This is a genomic window from SAR86 cluster bacterium (assembly GCA_023703575.1).
GTDB lineage: Bacteria > Pseudomonadota > Gammaproteobacteria > Magnimaribacterales > Magnimaribacteraceae > Magnimaribacter.
In genome coordinates this window covers 384969-408331 of sequence record CP097969.1, presented here as the reverse complement: position 1 = coordinate 408331, position 23363 = coordinate 384969, and the positions used below count along the sequence as shown (strand labels likewise).

General features: G+C 35.6%; 24 protein-coding genes and 1 tRNA gene. 8 read left to right on the top strand and 17 right to left on the bottom strand.

Translation table 11 applies throughout. The features are described from left to right. Positions 1-54 precede the first annotated feature (54 nt). On the top strand, positions 55-789 hold the full coding sequence (locus tag M9C83_02075) for a transglycosylase SLT domain-containing protein (protein ID URQ67008.1): 735 nt from the start codon (positions 55-57) through the stop codon (positions 787-789). Here M9C83_02075 and uvrB read toward each other — a convergent pair. Beyond that, positions 775-2793 (bottom strand): excinuclease ABC subunit UvrB, encoded by a 2019-nt coding sequence (gene uvrB, locus M9C83_02070; GenBank protein ID URQ67007.1) that lies wholly within the window; start codon positions 2791-2793, stop codon positions 775-777. The two genes, M9C83_02075 and uvrB, sit on opposite strands and share 15 nt — an antisense overlap. Before the next feature lie 55 nt (positions 2794-2848). Between uvrB and M9C83_02065 the strand changes: the two genes are divergently transcribed. Together M9C83_02065 and M9C83_02060 are read left to right on the top strand one after the other, a co-directional pair. Continuing rightward, a tRNA-Asn gene (locus tag M9C83_02065) sits at positions 2849-2924 on the top strand. A 57-nt stretch (positions 2925-2981) separates the two neighbouring features. Next, on the top strand, positions 2982-3710 hold the full coding sequence (locus M9C83_02060; GenBank protein URQ67006.1) for a PD-(D/E)XK nuclease family protein: 729 nt from the start codon (positions 2982-2984) through the stop codon (positions 3708-3710). A 1-nt stretch (position 3711) separates the two neighbouring features. Here the strand turns inward: M9C83_02060 and cysS are convergent, their stop codons facing one another. Together cysS and gltX are read right to left on the bottom strand one after the other, a co-directional pair. Continuing rightward, entirely contained in the window at positions 3712-5082 is a 1371-nt protein-coding gene (gene cysS / locus M9C83_02055; GenBank protein URQ67005.1) for a cysteine--tRNA ligase, read from the bottom strand. Continuing rightward, positions 5079-6485, bottom strand: coding sequence for a glutamate--tRNA ligase (gene gltX, locus M9C83_02050; GenBank protein URQ67004.1), 1407 nt, complete (start codon positions 6483-6485; stop codon positions 5079-5081). The genes cysS and gltX overlap by 4 nt, the downstream gene beginning before the upstream one ends. A gap of 166 nt (positions 6486-6651) precedes the next feature. Here gltX and M9C83_02045 point away from each other — a divergent pair, with 166 nt between their 5' ends. Both M9C83_02045 and M9C83_02040 read left to right on the top strand, forming a co-directional pair. After that, a complete protein-coding gene (locus M9C83_02045; protein URQ67384.1) occupies positions 6652-7149 on the top strand; it encodes a peptidylprolyl isomerase in 498 nt (165 codons plus the stop codon). A 2-nt stretch (positions 7150-7151) separates the two neighbouring features. Then, complete coding sequence (locus tag M9C83_02040; GenBank protein ID URQ67003.1) at positions 7152-7874, top strand: UDP-2,3-diacylglucosamine diphosphatase; 723 nt, start codon at positions 7152-7154, stop codon at positions 7872-7874. Here the strand turns inward: M9C83_02040 and M9C83_02035 are convergent. Further along, entirely contained in the window at positions 7864-8505 is a 642-nt protein-coding gene (locus M9C83_02035) for a hypothetical protein (protein URQ67002.1), read from the bottom strand. The two genes, M9C83_02040 and M9C83_02035, sit on opposite strands and share 11 nt — an antisense overlap. Positions 8506-8615: 110 nt before the next feature. Between M9C83_02035 and umuD the strand changes: the two genes are divergently transcribed. Continuing rightward, positions 8616-9044, top strand: a complete 429-nt coding sequence (gene umuD, locus M9C83_02030; protein ID URQ67001.1) for a translesion error-prone DNA polymerase V autoproteolytic subunit — start codon at positions 8616-8618, stop codon at positions 9042-9044. A 3-nt stretch (positions 9045-9047) separates the two neighbouring features. Beyond that, entirely contained in the window at positions 9048-10304 is a 1257-nt protein-coding gene (umuC, locus tag M9C83_02025) for a translesion error-prone DNA polymerase V subunit UmuC (GenBank protein ID URQ67000.1), read from the top strand. A 2-nt stretch (positions 10305-10306) separates the two neighbouring features. On the opposite strand, the gene M9C83_02020 is transcribed toward umuC, so the two are convergent. Both M9C83_02020 and M9C83_02015 read right to left on the bottom strand, forming a co-directional pair. Beyond that, positions 10307-10894: a tRNA-(ms[2]io[6]A)-hydroxylase gene (locus M9C83_02020; protein URQ66999.1), complete on the bottom strand. Its 588-nt coding sequence runs from the start codon at positions 10892-10894 to the stop codon at positions 10307-10309. After that, positions 10887-11342 (bottom strand): DUF1289 domain-containing protein, encoded by a 456-nt coding sequence (locus M9C83_02015; GenBank protein ID URQ66998.1) that lies wholly within the window; start codon positions 11340-11342, stop codon positions 10887-10889. Before M9C83_02015 ends, M9C83_02020 begins: the two co-directional genes overlap by 8 nt. Before the next feature lie 96 nt (positions 11343-11438). Between M9C83_02015 and acnB the strand changes: the two genes are divergently transcribed. Continuing rightward, the gene (gene acnB, locus M9C83_02010; GenBank protein ID URQ66997.1) at positions 11439-14018 is read left to right on the top strand and encodes a bifunctional aconitate hydratase 2/2-methylisocitrate dehydratase; all 2580 of its coding nucleotides are present in this window, start codon (positions 11439-11441) and stop codon (positions 14016-14018) included. Here acnB and purF read toward each other — a convergent pair. From purF to M9C83_01955, 11 genes are read right to left on the bottom strand one after another with little or no spacing between them, the layout of a single operon-like run. Next, the gene (purF, locus tag M9C83_02005; GenBank protein ID URQ66996.1) at positions 14015-15499 is read right to left on the bottom strand and encodes an amidophosphoribosyltransferase; all 1485 of its coding nucleotides are present in this window, start codon (positions 15497-15499) and stop codon (positions 14015-14017) included. The two genes, acnB and purF, sit on opposite strands and share 4 nt — an antisense overlap. A gap of 15 nt (positions 15500-15514) precedes the next feature. After that, on the bottom strand, positions 15515-16042 hold the full coding sequence (locus tag M9C83_02000; GenBank protein URQ66995.1) for a CvpA family protein: 528 nt from the start codon (positions 16040-16042) through the stop codon (positions 15515-15517). Next, positions 16035-16487, bottom strand: coding sequence for an SPOR domain-containing protein (locus tag M9C83_01995; GenBank protein ID URQ66994.1), 453 nt, complete (start codon positions 16485-16487; stop codon positions 16035-16037). Before M9C83_01995 ends, M9C83_02000 begins: the two co-directional genes overlap by 8 nt. Further along, positions 16474-17724: a Mur ligase family protein gene (locus tag M9C83_01990; protein URQ66993.1), complete on the bottom strand. Its 1251-nt coding sequence runs from the start codon at positions 17722-17724 to the stop codon at positions 16474-16476. Before M9C83_01990 ends, M9C83_01995 begins: the two co-directional genes overlap by 14 nt. Before the next feature lie 6 nt (positions 17725-17730). Then, positions 17731-18588 (bottom strand): acetyl-CoA carboxylase, carboxyltransferase subunit beta, encoded by an 858-nt coding sequence (accD, locus tag M9C83_01985; protein URQ66992.1) that lies wholly within the window; start codon positions 18586-18588, stop codon positions 17731-17733. Between the two features lie 2 nt (positions 18589-18590). Continuing rightward, positions 18591-19382 (bottom strand): tryptophan synthase subunit alpha, encoded by a 792-nt coding sequence (gene trpA / locus M9C83_01980; GenBank protein ID URQ66991.1) that lies wholly within the window; start codon positions 19380-19382, stop codon positions 18591-18593. After that, complete coding sequence (gene trpB, locus M9C83_01975; protein URQ66990.1) at positions 19379-20578, bottom strand: tryptophan synthase subunit beta; 1200 nt, start codon at positions 20576-20578, stop codon at positions 19379-19381. Before trpB ends, trpA begins: the two co-directional genes overlap by 4 nt. Next, positions 20571-21194 (bottom strand): phosphoribosylanthranilate isomerase, encoded by a 624-nt coding sequence (locus M9C83_01970; protein URQ66989.1) that lies wholly within the window; start codon positions 21192-21194, stop codon positions 20571-20573. The genes trpB and M9C83_01970 overlap by 8 nt, the downstream gene beginning before the upstream one ends. A gap of 29 nt (positions 21195-21223) precedes the next feature. Next, on the bottom strand, positions 21224-22006 hold the full coding sequence (gene truA, locus M9C83_01965) for a tRNA pseudouridine(38-40) synthase TruA (GenBank protein URQ66988.1): 783 nt from the start codon (positions 22004-22006) through the stop codon (positions 21224-21226). 3 nt (positions 22007-22009) lie between these two features. Beyond that, entirely contained in the window at positions 22010-22345 is a 336-nt protein-coding gene (locus tag M9C83_01960; protein URQ66987.1) for a hypothetical protein, read from the bottom strand. Positions 22346-22352: 7 nt separating this feature from the next. Next, complete coding sequence (locus M9C83_01955; protein ID URQ66986.1) at positions 22353-23363, bottom strand: aspartate-semialdehyde dehydrogenase; 1011 nt, start codon at positions 23361-23363, stop codon at positions 22353-22355.

The window sequence follows — 23363 nt, the reverse complement described above, 5'->3', positions numbered from 1 at the left end:
TTGTTTTGATTGTAGAAATTTTCTATATATCTAAGCAGAAAATTTTGGGGAGTCATGTTGAATAATTTAAAATTTCGATACTCTTTTGTTGCTTTCCTCAGTCTATTGACTGTTCTTACTATAGAAGCTCCTATTCTGGCGTCCTATGCAGAAGAAAATAAGTCATTTCTTCAGGATGATTTAAATTATCTGTGGAAAGAAGATAAAGCCGGATTTAATACTTTTCTACGAAGAGCACATACAAGATTGCCAAAATATGAATCTTATTTCCAAGAGGCAGCAAAGGATATAGATGTTCACTGGACTCTGATCGCAGCAATAAGTTACCAAGAATCACACTGGAATCCTAAAGCTATATCTAATACAGGCGTTCGTGGAATGATGATGTTGACACAGAAGACAGCTAAAGAAATGGGTATAAAGAAGAGAACTCATCCAGGAGACAGTATTTCAGGGGGAGCGAAGTACTTTCAAAAGATAATGGACAAATTCCCAAGTGAGATTTCCAAGTTAGATACCATTTGGATGTCTTTAGCTGCCTACAATCTGGGCTTTAAAAATATTGAATTGGCTCGAGATCTCTCTAAATCTGGTGGTCTTAATCCTAACTTATGGTCTGAAGTCTCTAAGGCCTTAGAGGTAATATTGATTGATCGCTACGGAAAAGAGTCAAATGAATTTGTTAAATATGATCAAGTCATGCAATACGTAAAACGTATAGATTTATACTACAAAACTTTATCGATGCTCTACAAAGATGAAGAACTCCTTTTATTAGCTCAAAAGTAGTTTTTCTTTAAGTTCCTCAACTCTATCTCTGTAACTTGCAGCTTCTTCAAATTCTAAGTTCTTAGCATATTTATACATTTGATCTTCAAGTTTAATTATTTCTTTCTTGACCTTTTCAGGGTTATCAAAATTCTCAATTGGATCAAAATCTATGGCTCCAAGTTTGTCCAGTTTTCTTCTTGTTTTAGATTTTCCTTTTACAGATCTTGCTCCTTCCATAATATCCCCTATACTTTTTTTAATTCCGATAGGTTTTATAGAGTTCTTTTTATTAAAGGCCTCTTGTATATCACGTCTTCTATTAGTTTCCTCGATAGCTCTTTCCATAGATCCAGTAATCTTATCTGCATAGAGAATTGCTTTACCTTCCAGATGTCTGGCTGCTCTTCCGATTGTTTGAATTAGAGAACTTTCAGATCTAAGAAAGCCCTCTTTATCTGCATCTAAAACTGCTACTAAAGCGACCTCTGGAATGTCTAGACCTTCCCTTAATAAATTAATTCCCACTAAAACATCAAAAGCGCCAAGACGTAAGTCTCTTATTATTTCTACTCGCTCCACAGTATCAATATCGGAATGAAGGTATCTTACTTTGGTTCCATTCTCATCTAAATATTCTGTAAGATCTTCAGCCATTCTTTTTGTTAAAGTAGTTACTAGCACCCTGTCCCCTTTCGAAACTATTTGATTTATCTCCTCTTGGAGATCATCTACCTGATGAGTAGCAGGTCTGATTTCAACCTCAGGGTCCGTCAAGCCTGTTGGTCTAGCAACTAATTCAGTAACACTTCCGGAATTTTCGAGTTCATATTTTGCTGGAGTTGCAGAAAGAAATATTCTTTGACCAGATAATTTCTCCCATTCATCAAATCTGAGAGGCCTATTATCTAAAGCTACTGGTAATCTAAAACCATAATCGACCAAAGTTTGTTTTCTAGATCTATCACCACGATACATTCCTCCCAATTGAGGCAAAGAGACATGAGACTCATCAATAAAAACTAATGCATCTTGGGGCAGATATTCATAAAGAGTTGGAGGCGGCTCTCCAGGTTGTCTGTCTGACAAAAACCTAGAATAATTTTCTATGCCCGAGCAAAACCCAAGTTCTTTGAGCATTTCGATATCATATTTTGTCCTCTCCTCAAGTCGTTGGGCTTCAACTAGTTTATTTTCCTTTCTCAAGTAATCTAATCTTTGTACCAGTTCTTCTTTTATAAACTCAATTGCCTGCAGGACTTTTTCTCTTGAAGTAACATAATGAGATTTGGGATATATCGTTATCCTTGGAACTTCCCTTAATATTTCACCTGTAAGGGGGTCAAAGAGTTTTAATGCATCTATTTCATTTCCAAAAAGCTCTATTCTTAAAGCTTCTTTTTCAGAATCCGCGGGAAATACATCAATAACATCGCCACGAACTCTGTACATAGATCTTTTGAATTCCATTTCATTTCTTTGATATTGGAGTTCGGCAAGTCTTCTTAAGAGAGTTCTTTGATCTACTTCATCACCTCTATCTAGATGAAGAACCATCTGCAGGTAGGATTGAGGATCTCCTAAGCCATAAATTGCCGAAACAGAAGCTACAATTACTACATCCCTCCTTTCCATTATTGCCTTTGTCGCAGATAACCTCATTTGTTCTATATGTTCATTGATGGATGCATCCTTTTCGATATAGATATCAGTGGTTGGAACATAAGCTTCGGGCTGATAATAATCATAATAAGAAACAAAATACTCGACTGCGTTATTTGGAAAATATTCTTTAAACTCACCATAAAGCTGTGCTGCTAGAGTTTTGTTATGGGCCATCACTATAGCTGGTCTTTGAACTTCCTGTATAACATTTGCCATAGTGAATGTTTTACCGGATCCAGTAACTCCCAATAAAGTTTGATTCAGTAATCCATCATTTAAACCCTTAACTATCTCCTTGATGGCCTTCGGTTGATCTCCAGCAGGTTTATAGTTAGAAACTAAGTCGAATTTTTTTGACATACTTTTTATAAAAAATATTATAACGCTAACTTTCTAAGCGTTATAATTAGATTATTCCCCGATAGCTCAGTTGGTAGAGCAAATGACTGTTAATCATTGGGTCGCTGGTTCGAGCCCAGCTCGGGGAGCCAAATTCCAGGCTCACTTTGAAAAGTGGGCCTTTTACTTATGGTAGTATAATTTCTTATATGCCAGCTAAACTATTTAATCCAAATTCTGAGGAACCTTTTGTTTTAAGTCGCTCCAGAATAGATAATTTTATAGAATGTGAAAGATGCTTCTATCTAACAAATAAAATTGGAATAGCTAGACCGCCCTCCTTTCCCTTCAACTTAAATAATGCTGTTGATGAACTTTTAAAAAATGAGTTTGATGTCTACAGAGAAAAAGAGGAGCCTCATCCAATAATGGTAGAAAATAATCTTAATGCTTTACCCTATAAGCATCCAGATCTCGAAGAATGGAGAGAATCATTAAGACATGGCATTAAGAGATATCATCCAGAAACAAATTTAGTATTACGCGGAGGATTAGATGATCTATGGATTAATACAGATACTAATCAACTGATTGTGGTTGATTACAAAGCAACATCTAAAAAAGGAGAAGTTAGTATTGATGCTGAATGGCAGATTGGTTACAAGAGACAAATTGAGTTTTATCAATGGTTATTGAGAGGAAATTCTTTTGATGTATCGGATATTGGATATTTCGTTTACTGTAATGGGATTTTTGAGAAAGATGAATTTAATAATATTCTTGAATTCAAAACAAAGCTTATACCCTATAAGGGTAGTGACTCTTGGGTAGAACCAACTCTTCGTAGTTTAAAAGAAAGTTTAATGAGGGATGAAGTACCAGAAGCCAATGCAAAGTGCAGTTACTGCTCTTATGTCAAAAAAACTTTAATGGTCTAAACTAAGACTTTTTCCATATCGTTTTTGTTCCTTTGTCTTCCAAGATTATCCCTTTTTTAAGAAGATCATCTCTAATTTTGTCAGAAAGTTCGAAGTCCTTATCTTTTCTGGCTTTATTTCTTATCTCAATGGCCTCCTCAATATCTTGATTACTTAGATTAACGCCAGTTGTGAAGTAATCTTCGGGATTATCTAAAAGTATTCCTAAAATATTTGATAAGGCAACGAGTTCTGAAGCCAAGATGCTGGCTTGAGTCAACTTATCCTCTTTCTTTAGAATGTTTATTTGTTTTACTATTTCAAACAAGACAGATATAGCTGACGGAGAGTTAAAGTCATCCTTCATTGCTTCATGAAATTTCTCTGAATATTCCGAAGGAAGATGCTTATCGGTTTCATAAGAAAGGTCTTGTAATGAGTTGTATAGACGATCAAGAGAATTCTTTGCTTCCTTCAATCCCTCATCAGAGTAATTTAATGGACTACGATAGTGGCTAGAAATTAAGAAAAAACGGAGCACTTCCGAAGCATTCTCATTGATGGCTTCCTTTATTGTTATGAAGTTTTTGAGAGATTTGGACATTTTCTGATCATCAATCCTTAAGGAGCCGGTGTGCATCCATACTTTTGCGAACTCTTTGCCAGTTACACATTCCGATTGAGCTATTTCATTTTCATGATGAGGAAACTTAAGATCTGAACCTCCACCATGGATATCAAAGGTTTCTCCCAAAGCATCCATGCTCATTGCTGAGCATTCTATGTGCCAACCCGGTCGTCCCGGTCCCCAAGGCGAGTCCCATTTCAATCCCTCAGTATCCTTTTTCCATAAAACAAAGTCAGCAGGATTTTTCTTATCTAAATCAATATCAATTCTGGCCCCAGACAGCATGTCTTTTAAGTTTCTTTTACTAAGCTTTCCATATTCTTTAAAAGATTCAGTTGAAAAATAGACATCAGATTCACCTACATAAGCATGACCTTTATCTATAAGTTGTGTAATCAGGGAAATAATAGAGTCAATATTCTCGGTAGCCCTCGGTTCTGCATCGGGCCTAATCATTCCTAATGAGTGAAAATCCTTTTCCATTGAGTCTATACAATCTTTTGTTAATTCTGAAGGAGTTATATTTAACTCTTCTGCCCTCGCAATAATCTTATCGTCTACATCAGTGATGTTTCTTATATATTGGACCTCGTAATCGATACTTCTTAAATATCTGACAATAAGATCAAAAGACAGAAAGGTTCTTGCATGACCTATATGTGTATCATCATAAACAGTCATACCGCATACATACATTCGGATTTTATTATTCTCTAAAGGCTTAAAGACTTCTTTCTTTCCAGAGAGAGTGTTAAAGATTTTCATATCTGCGAAGCCTCATTTAATCTCTCAAGGACTCTTTCAAAACCGATTAGTTCAATGACTTTGTCCAGTTCAGGTCCTCTAGTTTGCCCGGTTATAGCTACCCTTAATGGCATGAACAATTCCTTGCCTTTTTTACCAGTTCTCGTCTCTATATCCTTACATGTTTGTTTCCAATCAGAAATTCCCGAAGTTACCACTTCCAATGCCAGAATGAAAAATTCCTGACCTGCAGATTTTATGATTCTCAAATTTTCTTCATCTCCACTAAGAGCATTAACAAATAAGTTATTTACATATTCTCTGGCTTCATTTGGAAAATTTATATTTTCTTTTATCAATTCTATAAAGCTTCTCTCATGGACTGTGGGCGGTAAGTTATCCAAACTTCCACTCAGCCAACTACCGCACTCATCAATAGTTAAATTATCAACAGCTTTCTTTTGCCAAAAAAGTAACTGGTCCAAATCGAACTTACTAGGTGAGCTTGAAATATTTTTGGTTTGGAACGAATCGGCCAGCTCCTTTAATGTCTTGAGATCATTATCATTCATCTTATGGCCAACTCTGGATAAATAATTTGCAACAGCAATAGGTAGATATCCCATTTCTCTCAAGTCACTTAGGGAAAGACTTCCATTTCTTTTAGATAAAGGTGCCCCATCAGTCCCAGTAAATAACGACACATGAGCATACTTGGGAATTGAAAGACTCAGTGCATCCAATAAGGCTATCTGCCTCGGTGTATTGCTCAAATGATCGTCTCCCCTCAAAACGAGATCTACTTCCATTAAAGAATCGTCAATAGCATTAGCAAACATAAAAGTGGGAGAGCTGTCTTTTTTTCTTACAATGAAGTCATCTAAATCATCAGTTGAAAAGGATTGTTCACCTTTAACAATATCCAAAAAGGTAATTGTTTCTTTTTTGGGAATTCTAAACCTGTAAACAGGCTTATTTCCTTTATCTAATTCTTCCTGTATTTCTTCCTTAGAGGCTTGAGACCATATGCCTGTATATCGAGGGGGTTGCCCCGTTGCAATCTGATTTCTGCGTATGATCTTTAATTCATCCTCGCTTGTAAAACATGGGTAAATCAGATCCTGTTCCAAAAGCTTCTCATAAAACTCTTCGTAAAGATCTAGTCTTTGAGATTGATAGTAAGACTTTTCTTTTCCGCCCACTTCAGGACCTTCGTCCCACTCAAAACCTACCCATTTTAGATCTGCACATATTGCATCAGAAAATTCTTTCTTTGATCTTTCCAAATCAGTGTCTTCAATTCTCAATAAGAAACTCCCATTTGACTTTTTGGCCAGCAGCAAGCTGAACAATGAAGTACGCAGATTTCCTAGGTGCAAGAGACCTGTGGGACTGGGACAAAATCTAGTTTTATTTACCTTCATGACCTTTATATATTGGAAGCTTAAGCATAAAGTCCTATTATAGCCCTCACATACCAATGAATTTAAATGAAATATGAACAAACTCTCTTCTTTCAAAGGCTTAATATTAATTTTAGTTGGTCTTACTTGGATAGTGAGCTGTTCTCAAAATGAAAAGGAGATAAAAGTGATAACTTTTGAAACAACACTGGGGCCAATAGTAATAGAACTGTTTGAAGAAGAGGCACCTATAACCTCTAAAAATTTCTTAGAGTATGCTGAGAGTGGCTTCTTCAATGGGACATTATTCCACAGAGTCATTCCAGGATTTGTTATACAGGGTGGTGGTATGGAATCAGGGATGGTCAACAAAGAAGGTAACCCTCCAATCATGAATGAAGGAAATAATGGTATTAAAAATCTCAAGTGGACTTTATCTATGGCCCGAACAAACGATCCTCATTCAGCTAGCTCGCAATTTTTTATAAATTTAGTAAATAATGTTTCACTTGACCATACGGAAGAAACTATACAAGGTTGGGGATATGCAGTTTTCGGCGAAGTTGTCGATGGCTTTGAGACTGTTGAAGCAATCGCTGCGACAGCAACAGGTAGTTCAGGTTTTCATCAAGATGTTCCGATTGAAGAAATATTAATTACAGAGACGAAAGTGACAACTGAATAAATATGTCTTACTGCTTTATATCTGATCTTCACTTACAAGAAGATAGACCAGATATCACTGAAGCATTTCTAAACTTTCTAGAGGAAACCGCCTCAAGATCAGAAAAGCTTTATATACTTGGGGATCTGTTCGAAATCTGGATTGGAGATGACCTCCAAAATGACTTTATCAAAGAAATTCGTCATGCCTTAAAAGAGGCTAACAAAACAACCGAAATTTTCATAATGCATGGAAACAGGGATTTTCTCATAGGCTCTGAATTCGTAGCTTCTTCTGGTATGAAACTTTTGTCCGATCCTTATATTGAAGAAATGTTCGGTAAGTCGGTTCTATTAATGCATGGGGATTTGCTTTGTACTGATGATGTAGATTATCAATCGTTTAGAAAAACTAGCAGAGATAAGGAGTGGCAAGAAGAGTTTCTCAGTAAATCTTTGAAAGAAAGACAGAGAATTGCTAAAGATTTAAGAGCTATTAGTAAAAAAGCTACTAGCGAAAAAAAGGAAGAAATCATGGACGTAAATCCTTCTGAAGTTCTCAATACCATGGAACGATCTGCTGTAAATCTTCTGATTCATGGCCATACTCATCGTCCAGATTCTCATGATATTCAAATAAATAATCAACCTGCCAAAAGGATGGTGCTTGGAGACTGGGATCAATATGGTTGGTATATATGGATGGACTCTGATTCTTGTGCACTCAATAGATTCTCTATCTCTTAGAAAAAAATAATTGAATTGACAGGCCAATGATTAATATCAACATGCCCAAAAAAATTCTCACATCGCTATAAAAAGCTATTGGCTCAGCAGGATAAGCAATTGTCTTCTTCATTGCCGCAACCTTGAACTCATGGCTATCGATCATATCTGGATGAGTAACTATCTCAAGAAAGGCTCTGCGACTTTTATATCTCATAAGTGCTACTTGATCCCAAGTTTCGGCTCCTTCTATACCAACTAAATCCATAGATTGAAAAATAGTATTACCTCCGAAAACTGGGTGAGAGGCTCTTTTAAGGAGGTTTGGCCACAGATGTTCCATATATCTAGATAGTAATTGATCAGAAGACTCGCTGGGATTTATTCCAGACACATCTCCAGGATCTTTATTCATCTCAATATTATTGACCATAATAAATTGTTTACCATTATCTTCTTCCATAAATCTTCTAATGAAATCTATTCTCAGTCGAAACTCTTCCGAGTCTCTAGATACTCCGCTATTAAGAATATTTTGTTCTTGTTTTTCGATAAAACCTTGTATTTCTTCTTGAGTTAATTTTCCTCCCATATCTGTATACCAGAAGAAAAACCCAACATAGATTGCCCCTAAAACTAACCAAATTTTCATATTCCCTAAGACCTGATATTTTTAACATGAAGAATAGTAGGTTAAAAGCTTTACAAAATCATCCATTAATTATACTGTATATATATACAGTATTAATTTATAAAACCCCTATGAAAATTGACTATCTGGGCGATGCATCGGAGGAAGACTTGTCTCTTCTAGAGATCCCCTATTTTTTAAATACTGTCAGGGTTGGTTGGCCAAGTCCTGCTGATGATTATGTAGAGAGACCTATAGATTTGAATGAATATTTAATTAAAAATTCAGCTGCTACATACTTTGTTCGTGTCAGCGGGGATTCGATGATCAATGCACACATAGGAGATGGTGCCATCTTAATAGTCGATAGAAGTATAGAGCCAAGCCATAACAAAATTGTCATAGCTTCGGTAGATGGATCTTATGCATGTAAAAGATTGTTACTCAAGCCAAAAATATGTCTTATGTCTGAAAATCCAAAATATCCGCCTATACCAATTAATCAGGAAGATGAACTGGAAATAGCTGGTACGGTAATAGCCTCTATAAATCTTTATTAAGTCATGACCTTTGCTTTAGTTGATTGCAATAGCTTCTATGCATCATGCGAGAGAATATTTAGACCAGATATTAAAAAACGACCCGTAGTTGTATTATCGAATAATGATGGCTGTGTCGTTGCCCTATCAAAAGAAGCTAAGCAGTTAGGGATAAAAATGTGCGAGCCCTGGTTCAAAATAGAAAAGTCTTTTGTAAAAAAAGGAGGTATTGCCTTCTCTTCAAATTATGAGTTATATGCCGATGTCTCTTCTAGGGTCATGCAAACCTTAGAGCACCTATCTCCTGCAGTCGAGGTATACAGTATAGACGAAGCCTTCTTAGATATAACAGGTCTTAGAAACTATGAAGCATTCGGACATCAATGTCGTAAAACCATAGATCGCTGGATCGGTATACCAGTTTGTGTAGGCATAGGTCCAACAAAAACCTTAGCCAAAGTAGCTAATTACGGTGCAAAGCATTATCCAGCTACCAATGGAGTAGTTGATTTAACAGATCCAGAGAGACGAAAAAAATTAATGGGATTGATGCCTGTAAGGGAAGTCTGGGGGGTTGGTAGTAGGATTAATAAAAAACTGAATAGCCTGGGAGTAGAGACGGCTCTTGAGTTAGCTGAGATAGATACTAAGTTGATCAAAAGAAAATTTAGTAGTGTTCTTGAGAGAACAGTAATGGAATTAAAGGGTTATCCGTGTATTGGTTTGGAGCAACAACCCAAAACTAAAAAACAAATAGTAGTGAGTAGAACGTTCAGTAAAAAAGTTGATGATCTCGACTCTATCAGTGAAGCTGTAAGTGATTATGCATCGCGAGCATGTGAAAAATTAAGAAGAGAAGATCAATACTGCAAGATGGTCTCCGTTTTTATGAGGACTAACTATTTTCGCAAACAAGATAAACAGTATCATGGATTTAGAAGCTATAAATTATTTTCTCCAACAAATGACACTAGAGATATTTTGAATGCTACAAGACAATTAACAAAACAAATCTTTAAAACAAATATCAATTTTATAAAAGCAGGTGTAATGCTAAGTGATTTTTATGATGAAAATGTATATCAAGGTGATTTATTTAGAACCGTAGATAAAAGAATTAATAGTAAAGAATTGATGACGACCATAGATAAAATAAACACTTCTGGAGTAGGAAAAATAACTTTTGCCTCTCAAGGAATTAAGAAAACATGGTCTATGAGAAGACTATTAAAGTCACCAAGATATCTTACTAATTGGGAAGAAATACCAGTTGTTAAGTAGTGTTAATAACCACTATGGAATCGAAAGCACTCGTCTTTCTCGTTTATAAAATTAGATTCGATAAGAGATAATCTTTTAAGCCTTTGTGACCAGTCTTCAGAGAAAATTTCAGAGAAAATATCTAAATACAAATCACAATGTCGTGCTTCAGCTTTGTAAAGCCTGGAATAGAAGCTACTTAAAGTAGGAGGCAGGTGAGGTATTAAAACATGAAACCTCTCGCATGATCTGGCCTCTATAAGTGAACAAATAATTAAAGTATCTTTGAGTTTATCTGGTTCTTTATTTGAAGAGGAATCATAAAGAGTCTTTGCATACTTGGAAGGTTTTAGGTTTTTATATTGAAAATCGTGTCTGTTTATAAGTCTCAGTACCTGTTCAAAATGCAGCAGCTCTTCTCTTGCAAGAGGCGAAAGATATTTTGCTAAATCATAATGGGGATACTTGTGAATTAAAGATATTGCTGAAGTAGCAGCCTTTTTTTCACAATGAGCATGATCAATTAACAGAATGTCTAAAGAATCTAAAGCTCTATCTATCCAAGCTTTTGGTGTGGGAGAACTTATGATAGTTTCCCAAGTTTCAGACATTGAGATATTTCTCAACTTTAAAATAACGTTGATAATGGGCTTCAGATAATTCAAAAAGCTCTTCTTCAATAATTTTTTTTAGTTCTGATAAACTCAAAGAATCTCTTGTTACAAGATCAAAACCAAACTCTTTAGGGTTTGCAATAGATTGGCTTCCAGATCTTAGTAAATCAAATACCCAGCAGAGAGGATCTCTGTCACCATCAAATTTTATTTTGTAATGGAGTAATTTGTCCCTTAAAAGATCTTTGTCTAATAGTTGTATCTTGGATTGTAATATCTGGACTTTTAAGGACTCAAGACGATCTAACACAGCTGATTTTTCAGAATCATTAAATGAATTCCATTCAATTATTTCATGTTGGAAACGTTTACAACCTCGGCAAACTTCATCTCCGAAGACGGTAGAGCAGACACCGATACAGGGAGTTTTAACTGACCTTTTCATTGAAGCTTATGATATATCCCTGTAATTTCAGCGCAACTTTAAATTCAAGAATATGGTAAAATCTTGCATCAATTATGAATATCCTCCTGGAAAATCATGCTAGAAGAATATAAAAAACATGCAGAAGAAAGGTCTTCTCAAGGAATACCTGCTCTTCCCTTAAATGCTGAGCAAGTTGCAGAACTAGTTGAGCTCCTCAAATCACCTCCCGTTGGAGAGGAAAAATTCATTGTTGATTTGATAACAAATAGAACACCTGCTGGGGTCGATCCTGCAGCTTACGTTAAAGCAGCTTTTTTAACAGATGTAGCAAAGGGAAAGGCTTCTTCGCCTTTAATAGATAAGCTGCTCGCAACAGAACTATTAGGGACAATGCTAGGTGGATACAATGTTGAATCGTTAATTAATTTACTTGATGATAAAGATGTTGGCTCCATAGCAGCTGATGGTTTATGCAAAACATTGTTAATGTTTAATGCCAAGCACGATGTTATCGAACTAGCTAAAAAAAATGAAAACGCAAAGAGAGTCGTAGAATCTTGGTCAGCAGCAGAATGGTTTACAGATAGACCTGAACTTCCAGAGATGATAAAAGCCATAGTTTTTAGAGTGGATGGAGAAATAAATACGGATGACCTCTCTCCAGCACCAGATGCTCCTTCTAGACCCGATATACCCCTTCATGCTCTGGCTATGCTTAAAAAAACTATGCAAGATCCTATAGCAACAATTGATAAGCTTAAAGAATCTGGATTACCTGTGGTTTTTGTTGGTGATGTAGTAGGAACAGGTTCATCAAGAAAATCAGCCACCAACTCACTTCTGTGGCATATAGGTGAGGATATTCCTTTTATACCAAATAAGAAACAAGCAGGGATATGCATAGGTGGAAAAATTGCTCCAATCTTTTTCAACACACTTGAAGATTCTGGTGCATTAGCATTTGAATGTGATGTTAGCAAAATGAAACTCGGTGATGTAATTGAAATCTATCCATATGAAAAGAAAGTTCTTAATTCCGAAACACAAGAATTACTTTGTAATTATGAATATAAATCTAATACTTTATTGGACGGCGTTAGAGCGGGAGGAAGAATACCTTTAATTATTGGGAGAAGTCTGACAGATGAGACTAGAGAGATTCTAAATTTAGATAGCTCATCTGTTTTCACTCGTCCCGAAGAAGCAGAGAAAAGCGAGAAAGGATTTACACTAGCTCAAAAAATGGTTGGAAGAGCCTGCGGAGTGGAAGGAATAAGGCCTGGAATATATTGTGAGCCAAGAATGTCTACTGTTGGCAGTCAAGACACCACAGGTCCAATGACAAGAGATGAACTGAAAGAGTTAGCATGTCTAGGTTTTAACTCTGATTTAGTTATGCAATCTTTTTGCCATACTGCAGCTTATCCTTTACCTAAAGACATAGAAACACAACATACACTCCCCGAATTCATCCAAACCAGAGGTGGTGTTGCTCTTAGACCCGGAGATGGCATCATCCATTCCTGGTTAAATAGGATGCTATTGCCAGATATGGTAGGAACCGGAGGGGACTCACACACTCGATTCCCATTAGGAATTAGTTTCCCTGCAGGTTCTGGGTTAGTTGCTTTTGGAGCAGCCCTTGGAGTAATGCCTTTAGATATGCCCGAATCTGTATTGGTAAAATTCACTGGAGAAATTCAGCCTGGTATAACATTAAGAGACTTAGTAAACGCCATACCTTATGCTGCCCTTCAATCTGGACAGTTGACTCTACCTAAAGAAGGAAAAATTAATATTTTTTCAGGCAGATGTTTAGAAATAGAAGGTCTACCAGATTTAAAAGTTGAACAAGCATTTGAATTATCAGATGCCTCAGCCGAAAGATCTGCTTCTGGTTGCACCATTAAACTTAATGAAGAACCAATAAGAGAGTATCTGGAATCAAATGTCACTTTACTAAGATGGCTTATCTCAGAGGGTTATGAAGACAAGAAGACTTTAGAAAGAAGAGCTCAAGCAATGGAAGCTTGGCTGAAAAATCCTGTTCTAATGCAAGCTGATGATGATGCCGAATATGCTGCCATTATAGAAATAGACCTTAATCAAATAACAGAGCCTCTTCTGGCTTGTCCAAATGATCCTGATGATATAAAGCCATTATCAGAAGTAGCCAATACTCACATTGATGAAGTATTTATAGGTTCATGTATGACAAACATTGGACACTTCAGGGCTGCAGGAAAACTTTTAAAGAATGAATCTAAGCTGCCATCTAAGCTTTGGGTCTCTCCCCCTACAAAAATGGATAAGCACCAACTTACTGAAGAAGGATATTATGAGATTTTTGAAAAAGCTGGTGTTCAACTCGAAATGCCTGGATGTTCCCTATGTATGGGTAATCAAGCAAGAGTTGAAGCAGAATCAACTGTTGTGTCTACATCAACACGAAATTTCCCGAACAGATTAGGAGATGGTGCAAATGTTTTCTTAGCTTCTGCAGAAGTTGCTGCAATATCCGCTACACTTGGTCATATCCCGACAAAAGAAGAATACTCTGAGTATATGTCAGAAATAAATTCAATGGGTACTGATGTGTATAGATATCTTAATTTCCATGAAATAGCTTCTTATAAAGAGGCGGCAGATAATGCTATTCTACCTTCTGTGACGATCGAAGAAATTAAAATTTAATTTGCAGATTTTCTGGAAAGCTTAGACTTATCATTTCGGACATCTTCTAGGTTCTTGAGATATTTATCGTCTATATCATCAGTAACATATTTACCATCGAATATTGAACATTCAAACTGACTTATTTTTTTGTTGCCAACTTGAACTGTGCTAATTAGATCATCCAAGTCTTGATAGATTAACCAGTCAGCCATTATAAAAGATTCTATCTCTTTTTCTGTTCTTTGATGTGCAACCAATTCTGTAGTTGCGGCCATGTCAATTCCGTATACATTTTGATATCTTATAGGTGGAGCAGCAGATGCGAAATAAACTTTCTTTGCACCGGAATATCTAGCCATTTCTATGATTTGTCTGCTTGTTGTACCTCTAACGATTGAGTCGTCGACAAGCAAGACTACTTTATCTTTAAATTCTAAATCTATTGGATTAAGTTTTTGTTTAACAGACTTTTCACGCTTTTCTTGAAAAGGCATTATGAAGGTCCTTCCGATATATCTATTCTTTACAAAACCTTCACGATACTTTACTCCAAGTGTCATCGCTAACTGCAATGCAGAAGTTGTACTACTATCTGGAATAGGAATTACAACATCGATGTCATGATCGGGTCTCTCTTTTATGATCTTTTTAGCCAAAAATTCACCCATTCTTAAACGAGATTTATGGACTGATATCTTATCTATCTTCGCATCAGGTCTTGCCAAATATACATACTCAAAAATACATGGAGTGGGAATGGGATTATTAATACAAGATTCTGTTTCCATTTTTCCATCAGAGCTAATGAAAACCGCAGAGCCAGCCATTACATCATCAATTACTTCATAACCTAAGGAGTCCAGAACAGTACTTTCAGAAGCTATCATGTAATCTTTTCCAATTAAATCTCTCTCTTTTGAGCCAACAATCAAAGGTCTGATACCGAAAGGATCTCTAAAGCCGACAATACCTACACCATTAATCATTATTACTACTGAATAGGCGCCTCTTACTCTTTTATGTAAGGACTTAACTGCCGCAAATACTTCTTTTGAACCAGGATTAATAGATCCCTGTTTCTGAAGTTCATGAGCGAATACATTAAGTAAAACCTCACTATCAGAGTCAGTATTCAAGTGTCTCAAATCTTTTTTCACCAAAGAATCTCTTAATTCTTCATGATTAGTAAGATTACCATTATGCGAAATACTTATTCCAAAAGGTGAGTTTACGTACATAGGTTGTGCAAGTTCTCTATCTTCACTACCTGCTGTTGGATATCTGACATGCCCTATACCCATCTGCCCTCTTAAATTAAGTATATGTTGATTTCTAACAACATCCCTCACTAAGCCCAGTTGCTTTCGAAGGAAAAATCTGTTGTTGGTTGAAGTAGCTATACCAGCTGCATCTTGGCCTCTGTGTTGAAGAATAGTAAGAGCATCATAAATGACAGGAGAAACTTCCGTTTGACTTACTATTCCAACTACTCCACACATTACTTATATTCTATATCAAAGTGCAATCTTAGAATCATCTTTCTGAAGAATAGCATCTGCTTTATCTATCCATTCGTCGAATATAGGTTTCGAGTATTCATAGAAACTAATGGAATAAATTCTCGAATATGAATCTAACCACCACTGATTTTTATCTAAATAATTCAGATTAAAGACAAAAAAACTAATCAAAATGGCCAATACTTTTAAAGAACTAAAAAATGCGCCCAGAAGTTTATCCAAGCTTTTTAAACCAATAACAGAAATAAGTTTTGACATAATGGAGCCTAAAGTTTTTAAAATAATAAAAGAAAGTACGAATAGAATTATGAAACTGATTATATTCTTTGCAGATTCAGAATCTAAGTAGGTATTTACGTAGGGAAAAATTAGCGGTCCATAAAGCCATGCAGTAATCAAAGAGAAAACCCAAGCCATGGCAGAAAATAATTCTTTAATAAAACCATTAAAAAAACCTGTTATCGCGAATACCAAAAGTAGAGTTACCGAAATCCAATCAATTACTTGTAGGCTCTCAGTCATATTTCTGAACTTCCGGATTAAATCCTCTTATATTTTTTAGTTCTTCAACGACATTGAGAGAATCCTCTTTTTTCAACGTAGGGCCTATAAATAAACCATACTCATCTTTATTGTCATTTTCATATCTAGAATAAACTTTGTAGCCTAGATTTTTGAGTTTCTTTAGAGCAGTTTCTAGCTCTGATATTTCTCTGTAAGTATCTACCTTTACAGTCCAGGCTTGATCAAAGTTAGTTCTAAAACCATGATCGGGCATACTCAATTTCTGGTCTATATCCCTATTGATAGATAGATTTTCATCGAGAGGTATATTGAGACTCACTTCAGGAATCTGATCAGGAAATTCCCTTTGATTATCTGAATCATACTCAACTGGATCCATCACTAAAGATAGAACAATAAAACATAAAATAAAGAAGACCAGAGAATAATTAACTATTTTCACGATTTAATAATTTTATTTTATCTAAAGCTCTATAAGCCTCACTTACAGTTATAAATGATCCGAATACGATATAAGGCGATCCCTCATAGTAACCTCTTTCTACGGCTGAATAAACTGTGTCAGCGATATTAACATCAGCTTTTACTTTACTTTTGGTTAAATTTATTAAGGAGGGTATATCAAATCTATTATCATCTATAAAACAAATATTCCATTCTGAAATTAAGTGAGCTATTTCTTTTATGATCGAAGAACTGTCCTTTTCAGACATAGAAGCAAAAATAGCTTTAAATTTTCGCTCTTTGAAATTTTTTTTAATAAAAGAGATGAGATTTTTTACAGAAGCAGGATTATGAGAGACATCCAAAATAAAATTATTAACAATGTCACATCTTCCCTTTAATTGTGTATTTTCAATAATAGATTGAAATCCTACTTCCCTGTTAGACAATAAATTGTAAGCTGTTAGAGCACTCGCTGCCGCATCACTATTTAAGCTACCATTTGAGAGAAGATCTAAATTACAGTCCTTTTCCGAAAACGAATATGACCAGTGAGTCTTATCCTCGTGGACAAAAAAATCTTTATTGAGCTGGAAATGAGAAGAACAAATTTCAGTTGCCTTAGTCATTACAGAGTTTGGCATTTCCTCAGAGCCTAGAATTGCTAATTTTCCTTTCTTTAAAATGGCTGCTTTTTGATCTCCAATATCCTCTAAAGATGATCCTAACCACTTTTCATGATCTAATTGTATATTTGTAATGATTGATAGATCTGAATTAATTAAATTAACTGGATCATACTTTCCACCTATACCGATCTCAAGAATCGCAAAATCTAATTCCTCCTCAGAGAAGATATCAAAAGCAGCCAAGGTTGCATAATCAAAATATGTAAGCCTAGTCTTTTTCTTCAACTTATCTATCCTCTCAAAAGATCTTATGATTTTTTTGTCCTCTACAGATTTATCATTTATTTTAATTCTCTCATTAAATTCTAATAAATGTGGTGAGGTATAGGATCCAATCTTGTATCCTGCAGATAGAAGAAAATTTTTAAGGAACTCGATCGTAGATCCTTTTCCATTAGTACCACCAACCAAAATAGTTTTCCTTGCTACGGGGCTCTGGACGATTTGTGAGTAGATGTCTTCAAGTCTTCCTAGGCCAAAATCACCTTCATTTGGTCTATTGGAATTTATATATGTTAACCAATCAGATAAATGATCTGAATTCATATAGACTTATTTATTTGACATCAAACTAGAGAGAAGTCGATGAATTGTATCTTTAAGATCTTTCCTATGGACAATCATGTCGATTGCTCCGTGTTCTAATAAGAATTCACTTCTTTGAAACCCTTCTGGTAACTGCACATTTAATGTTTGTTCTATAACTCTAGGTCCAGTAAAACCAACTAAAGCTCTAGGTTCTGCTATGTTAATGTCTCCTAACATCGCTAGACTTGCTGATACACCGCCATAAATAGGGTCGATCATTACTGAAATATAAGGTAATTTAGCTTGTCTCATTTTTTCTATGGCTGCGCTGGTCTTTGCCATTTGAAAAAGAGATACTAAAGATTCTTGCATCCGCGCCCCTCCGCTAGTAGAAAAACAGACCATTGGAAGTTTACTTTCAAGAGCAAAATCTACTGTATCAACAAATTTTTGTCCCACTACAGACCCCATAGAGCCTCCCATATATCTAAACTCAAAAGCAGAAGCCACGATGGGCATTTTTTTTAAATATCCTTTCATAGCGAGTAAGGCCTCTTTTTCATTGCTAACCTTTTCTGCAGAGTCTATCCTCTCTTTGTATGTCTTTGTGTCCTTAAATTTCAACCAGTCTTTTGGGGTTTTATCCTTTGAAATTTCAATGGCTTCATGAGGGTCTAAGAAAAATTCTAACCTCTTTCTAGCACCTATCCTGATATGATGATCACATTTAGGGCAAACAAACAAATTAGATTCTAGCTCAGGGACATATAAAATATTATTGCAATTGCTGCAGCTCTGCCATAAACCTTCTGGTATTGTGGACTTTTTAGTCGTACCCTTTCTTATAAAAGAAGGTAATATTTTTTCAAACCAATTTGCCATTCTTAATTCAATACTTCAGAAAGCTCTCTTGTTTTAGATTCGACCTTTTTAATTATATTGCCACCCTCTCCAATTAAATCAACAAATACACTTCCTGCAACTACTCCATCTGCAACATCTTTTACAGAAGACGCAGAGGCGGCATCTTTAATTCCAAATCCTATAGCTATAGGTAAGTCTGTATGAGATCTAAGCTCACTTACTTTTGCCTTAACTTCTTCAGCATTTATATTGGATGCCCCTGTAATACCTTTAACAGATATATAGTAAACATAACCTGAGCACTGAGAACAAATTTTCTTAGCTCTCAAAGAGCTGGTTGTAGGTGCTATCAATCTTATTATATCTATGCCAACCTTTTCGGCTTCAGTACTAAAGTCTGAACTCTCTTCAGGAGGCATATCTACTATTAATATGCCATCTAAATTGGCATTTACAGCTTCTGACATAAATTGTTTTGCGCCCAGAGATTCAAATGTATTCATGTAACCCATAAAGACAATAGGTGTTTTTTCATCATTTGCCCTGAATTTTTTAAGTAATTCAAAAGTACCTTTCAAAGAGATTCCCTTTTCCAATGCCCGCTCGTGACCTTTTTGAATTGATATACCTTCTGCCATCGGGTCTGAAAAAGGTATACCTAACTCAATGATATCAGTACCTTGTTGAACCATAGAGTTCATGATCTCAATTGTAGTCTCAGTATCGGGATCACCCGAAACAATATATGTTATTAGCGCTTTTCTCTTTTCGGCTTTAATTTTTGAAAAAACTTCTTTGATCCTCGAAGTCAAAGCTCTATTCCTTCTATTGAAGCAACTGTGTTTATATCCTTATCACCCCTTCCGGAAACATTTACCACTATGGATTGATCATCTTTCATAGTGGGTGCAATCTTTTTCACATAAGCAATACCATGTGCTGTTTCAAGTGCAGGCATAATTCCTTCAACTCTGGTTAGTTCTTTAAAGGCATCTAATGCTTCTTCATCATCTGCAGACTCATACTCTGCTCTACCTATATCTTTTAACCATGCATGCTCTGGACCAACTCCAGGGTAATCTAATCCAGCTGAAACAGAATGTGTTTCAATAACTTGACCAACATCGTCTTGCATTAGGTATGTTCGCATACCATGAAGAACTCCTTCTTTACCATCATTGAGAGGAGCGGCATGCTTACCTGTACTTAAGCCCAAACCTCCAGCCTCAACACCCACTAACCTAACATTTTTCTTTTCAATAAAAGGATAAAATAGTCCCATAGCATTTGAACCTCCTCCTACGCAAGCCACAAGCATATCTGGATCTTTGCCAATCACTGATTTGCTTTGCTCTAGAACTTCTTCTCCCACAACCGCATTGAAATCTCTTACTATTTGAGGATAAGGATGGGGTCCAGCCACGCTACCTATTATGTAATAAGTATCATCTACATTGGTTACCCAATCTCTCATAGCTTCATTCATAGCGTCCTTAAGAGTAGATGTTCCTGAGTTCACTCCAACTACCTCTGCTCCAAGTAATTTAATCCTAAAAACATTAAGTGATTGTCTTTGGATATCTTCTTCACCCATAAAAACTATACACTCTAAACCATGTCTGGCAGCTACAGAGGCGGTAGCTACACCATGCTGCCCAGCTCCAGTTTCGGCTATGATCCTTTTTTTGCCCATGTGTTTTGCCAATAAAATTTGTCCAACAGTGTTATTGATCTTATGAGCTCCGGTGTGATTAAGATCTTCTCTTTTTAAGTAGATCTTTGCGCCACCAAGCAATTCTGTCCAACGTTTTGCAAAATATAAAGGAGAAGGTCTTCCGACATAATCTTTTAGATCATCTTTAAATTCTTTAAGAAATTTCTTATCCTTCTTTATTAATTCATATTGCTCAGATAACTCTTCCAGAGCTGGGACAAGTGTCTCAGCAACATATCTGCCACCATATATTCCAAATCTACCATTTTTATCTGGCAACAATTCTTCAGACATGAATACTCCTTACTTTATTTATTAAATTCTCTACCTTGGAATGATTTTTTATTCCAGGAACATCTTCGACGCTCGAACATACATCAATACCTATGCAGTTGTTTAAGCAAAGAGCATCTTCAAAATTAGATTCGTCGATACCTCCAGCTGCTAAATAAGGAACCTCTGCTTTATCTTTTATAAGATCTAGATCAAAAGTCTTCCCTGTACCTCCATGTTCTTTTTCATCATAACTGTCGAAGATCAACATTTTAGCACTTTTGAAGTCTTGATTGATCTTTTCTATATCTATATCAGGCTTAACTCTAATTGCTTTTATATAATCTCTTCCGAAACTTTCGCAATACTCCGTTGTTTCTTCCCCATGGAACTGAGGCATTGCTCTCGGTATCTGTTCTAGGCATTTTGAAATAAATTCTTTTTCTTGATTTACAAAGATTAAAAAAACTTGCAAGTGTTCAGGAAGTTTTTCTGACATTTTCGAGGCTTCATTTAAATCAATAAATCTTTTACTTTTCTCATATAAATTAAAGCCTACTCCATCAATGGGTAAAGATATGATCAGGTCAAGATCAGTTAGATTTGTAATGCCGCAGATTTTTATGAAATAGCTCATTGTGAAATTATATAAAAGCTAAAAAATAATTATATTAAATTATTTTTAAATTCCGGCACCTTATATTTATTGGGATAGCTAGGTCCTAAAAAAAATAAGCCAGATGAACTAACCGTCTTACCTGCTAATTTTCTATTTTTTTGTTTGAGAATTTTATCAACTTCTTTGGGTTGTATTTCTTTTTTGCCAACCATTATTAGAGTCCCAACTATGATTCTAACCATGTGAAGTAAGAAAGCATTTGCTGTAATTTCCAATGTAACAAAATCATCATTCCTTGAGATTTTTATTTCTTGAATGTTTCTAATAGGTGTCTTTGATTGACATCCTGAACCTCTAAAGGAGCTAAAATCATGTTCTCCTATGAGATATTTAGAGCCTTTTTTCATTGACTGTATATCTAATCTAATAGGTACATATAGCGACTTATCTGCCCAAAGCGCCGAGGGTGTCGAATGATTAAGAATATTGTAAATATATGATCTTTTGGTAGCAGAGAACCTAGCATGAAAACTCTCATCTATTTCTTTTGCCCATAAAACTCTAATATCTTTTGGAAGGTAAGAATTGATACCTCTGGTCCATTCAATAGATGATCTTATGGCCTTTGTATCAAAATGCATGACTTGCATAAAGGCATGAACACCCGCATCTGTTCTTCCACTACATAAAGTTTTTACTTTATGATCTGCAACCTTTGAAATCGATTCTTCTAGAGAGCCTTGTACGGTTTGTTTTGTAGTGTTTTGCTTTTGAAAGCCGAAATAGTTAGTTCCATCATACTCAACCCCTAAAGCTATCCTAGAATCCATTGCTTAAGAATTAATTTTAGAAAGTAGAAATTTAATTGTATTCTCTTCTTTTTCAGTAGGATTATCTTTTAAAACTTCTTCAAGCAGACGCTTGGCTTCATCTAACTGACCCATTTCTATCAAACTTCTTGAAAGATTGACCTTAGCAGTTTTTTCATTGCCGATTTCATTTGAAATATCGGTATCTGTAACAAGTGGCCTTTGTTCCCTTTTATATCTAATTAGAATCAAAGTTAAAGAAAAAAAGAGAAGGCCAAGTGCCAATCCACTCAAGCCCTCAAAATAAATACCTGTTATAAAATAAAACTCAGTCTCAAGCCTTAATAAAAAATTTTCCATCCCTGTGTTAATCAAATATCAATTCTGCGATTTGTATACTATTCAATGCAGCTCCTTTAAGGAGATTATCTGCAACAACCCATAAATTAATTCTTTTGTTACTCCACAAATCTTTTCTTATTCTTCCTACATGAACTAAGTTATCTCCATCAGCATCTGTAGCAGCAGTTGGGTAATCTTGTGATCCAGATCCATAGTGCACTTTTAAACCAGGTGCTTCCTGCATAACCTTTATTGCAGTGTTCTCAGATATTGGTTTTGCAGTTTTAATATGAATAGATTCTGAATGACCATTTAAAACCGGAACTCTTACACATGTAGCAGTAACATGTATATTTGGATCAAGTATTTTATGCGTTTCTTTGAGAAGTTTATTTTCTTCTTTCGTATACCTGTTTTCCTCAAATACATCGCATTGTGGAAGGGCATTATTTGCTATTTGTTTTGGATAAATATTAGATTCAATGTTTTTTTTGCCTGCATAAGAGCTCAATTGATCCAGTAACTCTTCTGTTGCTTCTTTTCCTGTTCCAGATACAGCCTGTAATGTAGTGATGTCTATTCTTTCAATTTTGAATTCGTCATGAATAGGCTTTAGTGCAACCAACATTTGTATTGTTGAGCAGTTAGGATTTGCGATAATGCCAGGTGACTTATAGTCATTTAACTTATGGCCATTAACTTCTGGAACAATAAGGGGTATATCTGCTTCATATCTAAAGCAAGAAGAATTATCTACAACCACACAACCTTGGGAAACAGCAATTGGAGCGAATTTAGCCGAAACAGAAGCTCCAGCTGAAAAAAGTGCTAGATCTGTATTACTAAAATCATATTCTGCAAGATCTGCGATGACATATTCTGAACCTCTAAAAGTAACTTTTTTTCCCTCAGATTTTTTACTTGCCAATAAATCTACCTTTGCATTGACGAAAAACTTTTCTTCAAAAATGGACAGGAAGGCTTTACCTACCATTCCTGTGGCTCCAACAACAGCTATCCTATTTGCTTTTTTCAT

Coding starts and splice junctions, on each gene's coding strand:
- purF (URQ66996.1), bottom strand. CDS start 15,499: ATGTGTGGAGTAGTTGGAATAGTAAGTCAAACGGAAGTTTCTCCTGTC.
- truA (URQ66988.1), bottom strand. CDS start 22,006: ATGGATTCTAGGATAGCTTTAGGGGTTGAGTATGATGGAACTAACTAT.
- acnB (URQ66997.1), top strand. CDS start 11,439: ATGCTAGAAGAATATAAAAAACATGCAGAAGAAAGGTCTTCTCAAGGA.
- M9C83_02000 (URQ66995.1), bottom strand. CDS start 16,042: ATGACTGAGAGCCTACAAGTAATTGATTGGATTTCGGTAACTCTACTT.
- M9C83_01960 (URQ66987.1), bottom strand. CDS start 22,345: ATGGAAAATTTTTTATTAAGGCTTGAGACTGAGTTTTATTTTATAACA.
- M9C83_01990 (URQ66993.1), bottom strand. CDS start 17,724: ATGAATTCAGATCATTTATCTGATTGGTTAACATATATAAATTCCAAT.
- umuC (URQ67000.1), top strand. CDS start 9,048: ATGACCTTTGCTTTAGTTGATTGCAATAGCTTCTATGCATCATGCGAG.
- M9C83_02040 (URQ67003.1), top strand. CDS start 7,152: ATGTCTTACTGCTTTATATCTGATCTTCACTTACAAGAAGATAGACCA.
- accD (URQ66992.1), bottom strand. CDS start 18,588: ATGGCAAATTGGTTTGAAAAAATATTACCTTCTTTTATAAGAAAGGGT.
- M9C83_02075 (URQ67008.1), top strand. CDS start 55: ATGTTGAATAATTTAAAATTTCGATACTCTTTTGTTGCTTTCCTCAGT.
- M9C83_02060 (URQ67006.1), top strand. CDS start 2,982: ATGCCAGCTAAACTATTTAATCCAAATTCTGAGGAACCTTTTGTTTTA.
- cysS (URQ67005.1), bottom strand. CDS start 5,082: ATGAAAATCTTTAACACTCTCTCTGGAAAGAAAGAAGTCTTTAAGCCT.
- uvrB (URQ67007.1), bottom strand. CDS start 2,793: ATGTCAAAAAAATTCGACTTAGTTTCTAACTATAAACCTGCTGGAGAT.
- M9C83_01970 (URQ66989.1), bottom strand. CDS start 21,194: ATGAGCTATTTCATAAAAATCTGCGGCATTACAAATCTAACTGATCTT.
- umuD (URQ67001.1), top strand. CDS start 8,616: ATGAAAATTGACTATCTGGGCGATGCATCGGAGGAAGACTTGTCTCTT.
- M9C83_02035 (URQ67002.1), bottom strand. CDS start 8,505: ATGAAAATTTGGTTAGTTTTAGGGGCAATCTATGTTGGGTTTTTCTTC.
- trpB (URQ66990.1), bottom strand. CDS start 20,578: ATGTCTGAAGAATTGTTGCCAGATAAAAATGGTAGATTTGGAATATAT.
- M9C83_02020 (URQ66999.1), bottom strand. CDS start 10,894: ATGTCTGAAACTTGGGAAACTATCATAAGTTCTCCCACACCAAAAGCT.
- M9C83_01955 (URQ66986.1), bottom strand. CDS start 23,363: ATGAAAAAAGCAAATAGGATAGCTGTTGTTGGAGCCACAGGAATGGTA.
- M9C83_02015 (URQ66998.1), bottom strand. CDS start 11,342: ATGAAAAGGTCAGTTAAAACTCCCTGTATCGGTGTCTGCTCTACCGTC.
- gltX (URQ67004.1), bottom strand. CDS start 6,485: ATGAAGGTAAATAAAACTAGATTTTGTCCCAGTCCCACAGGTCTCTTG.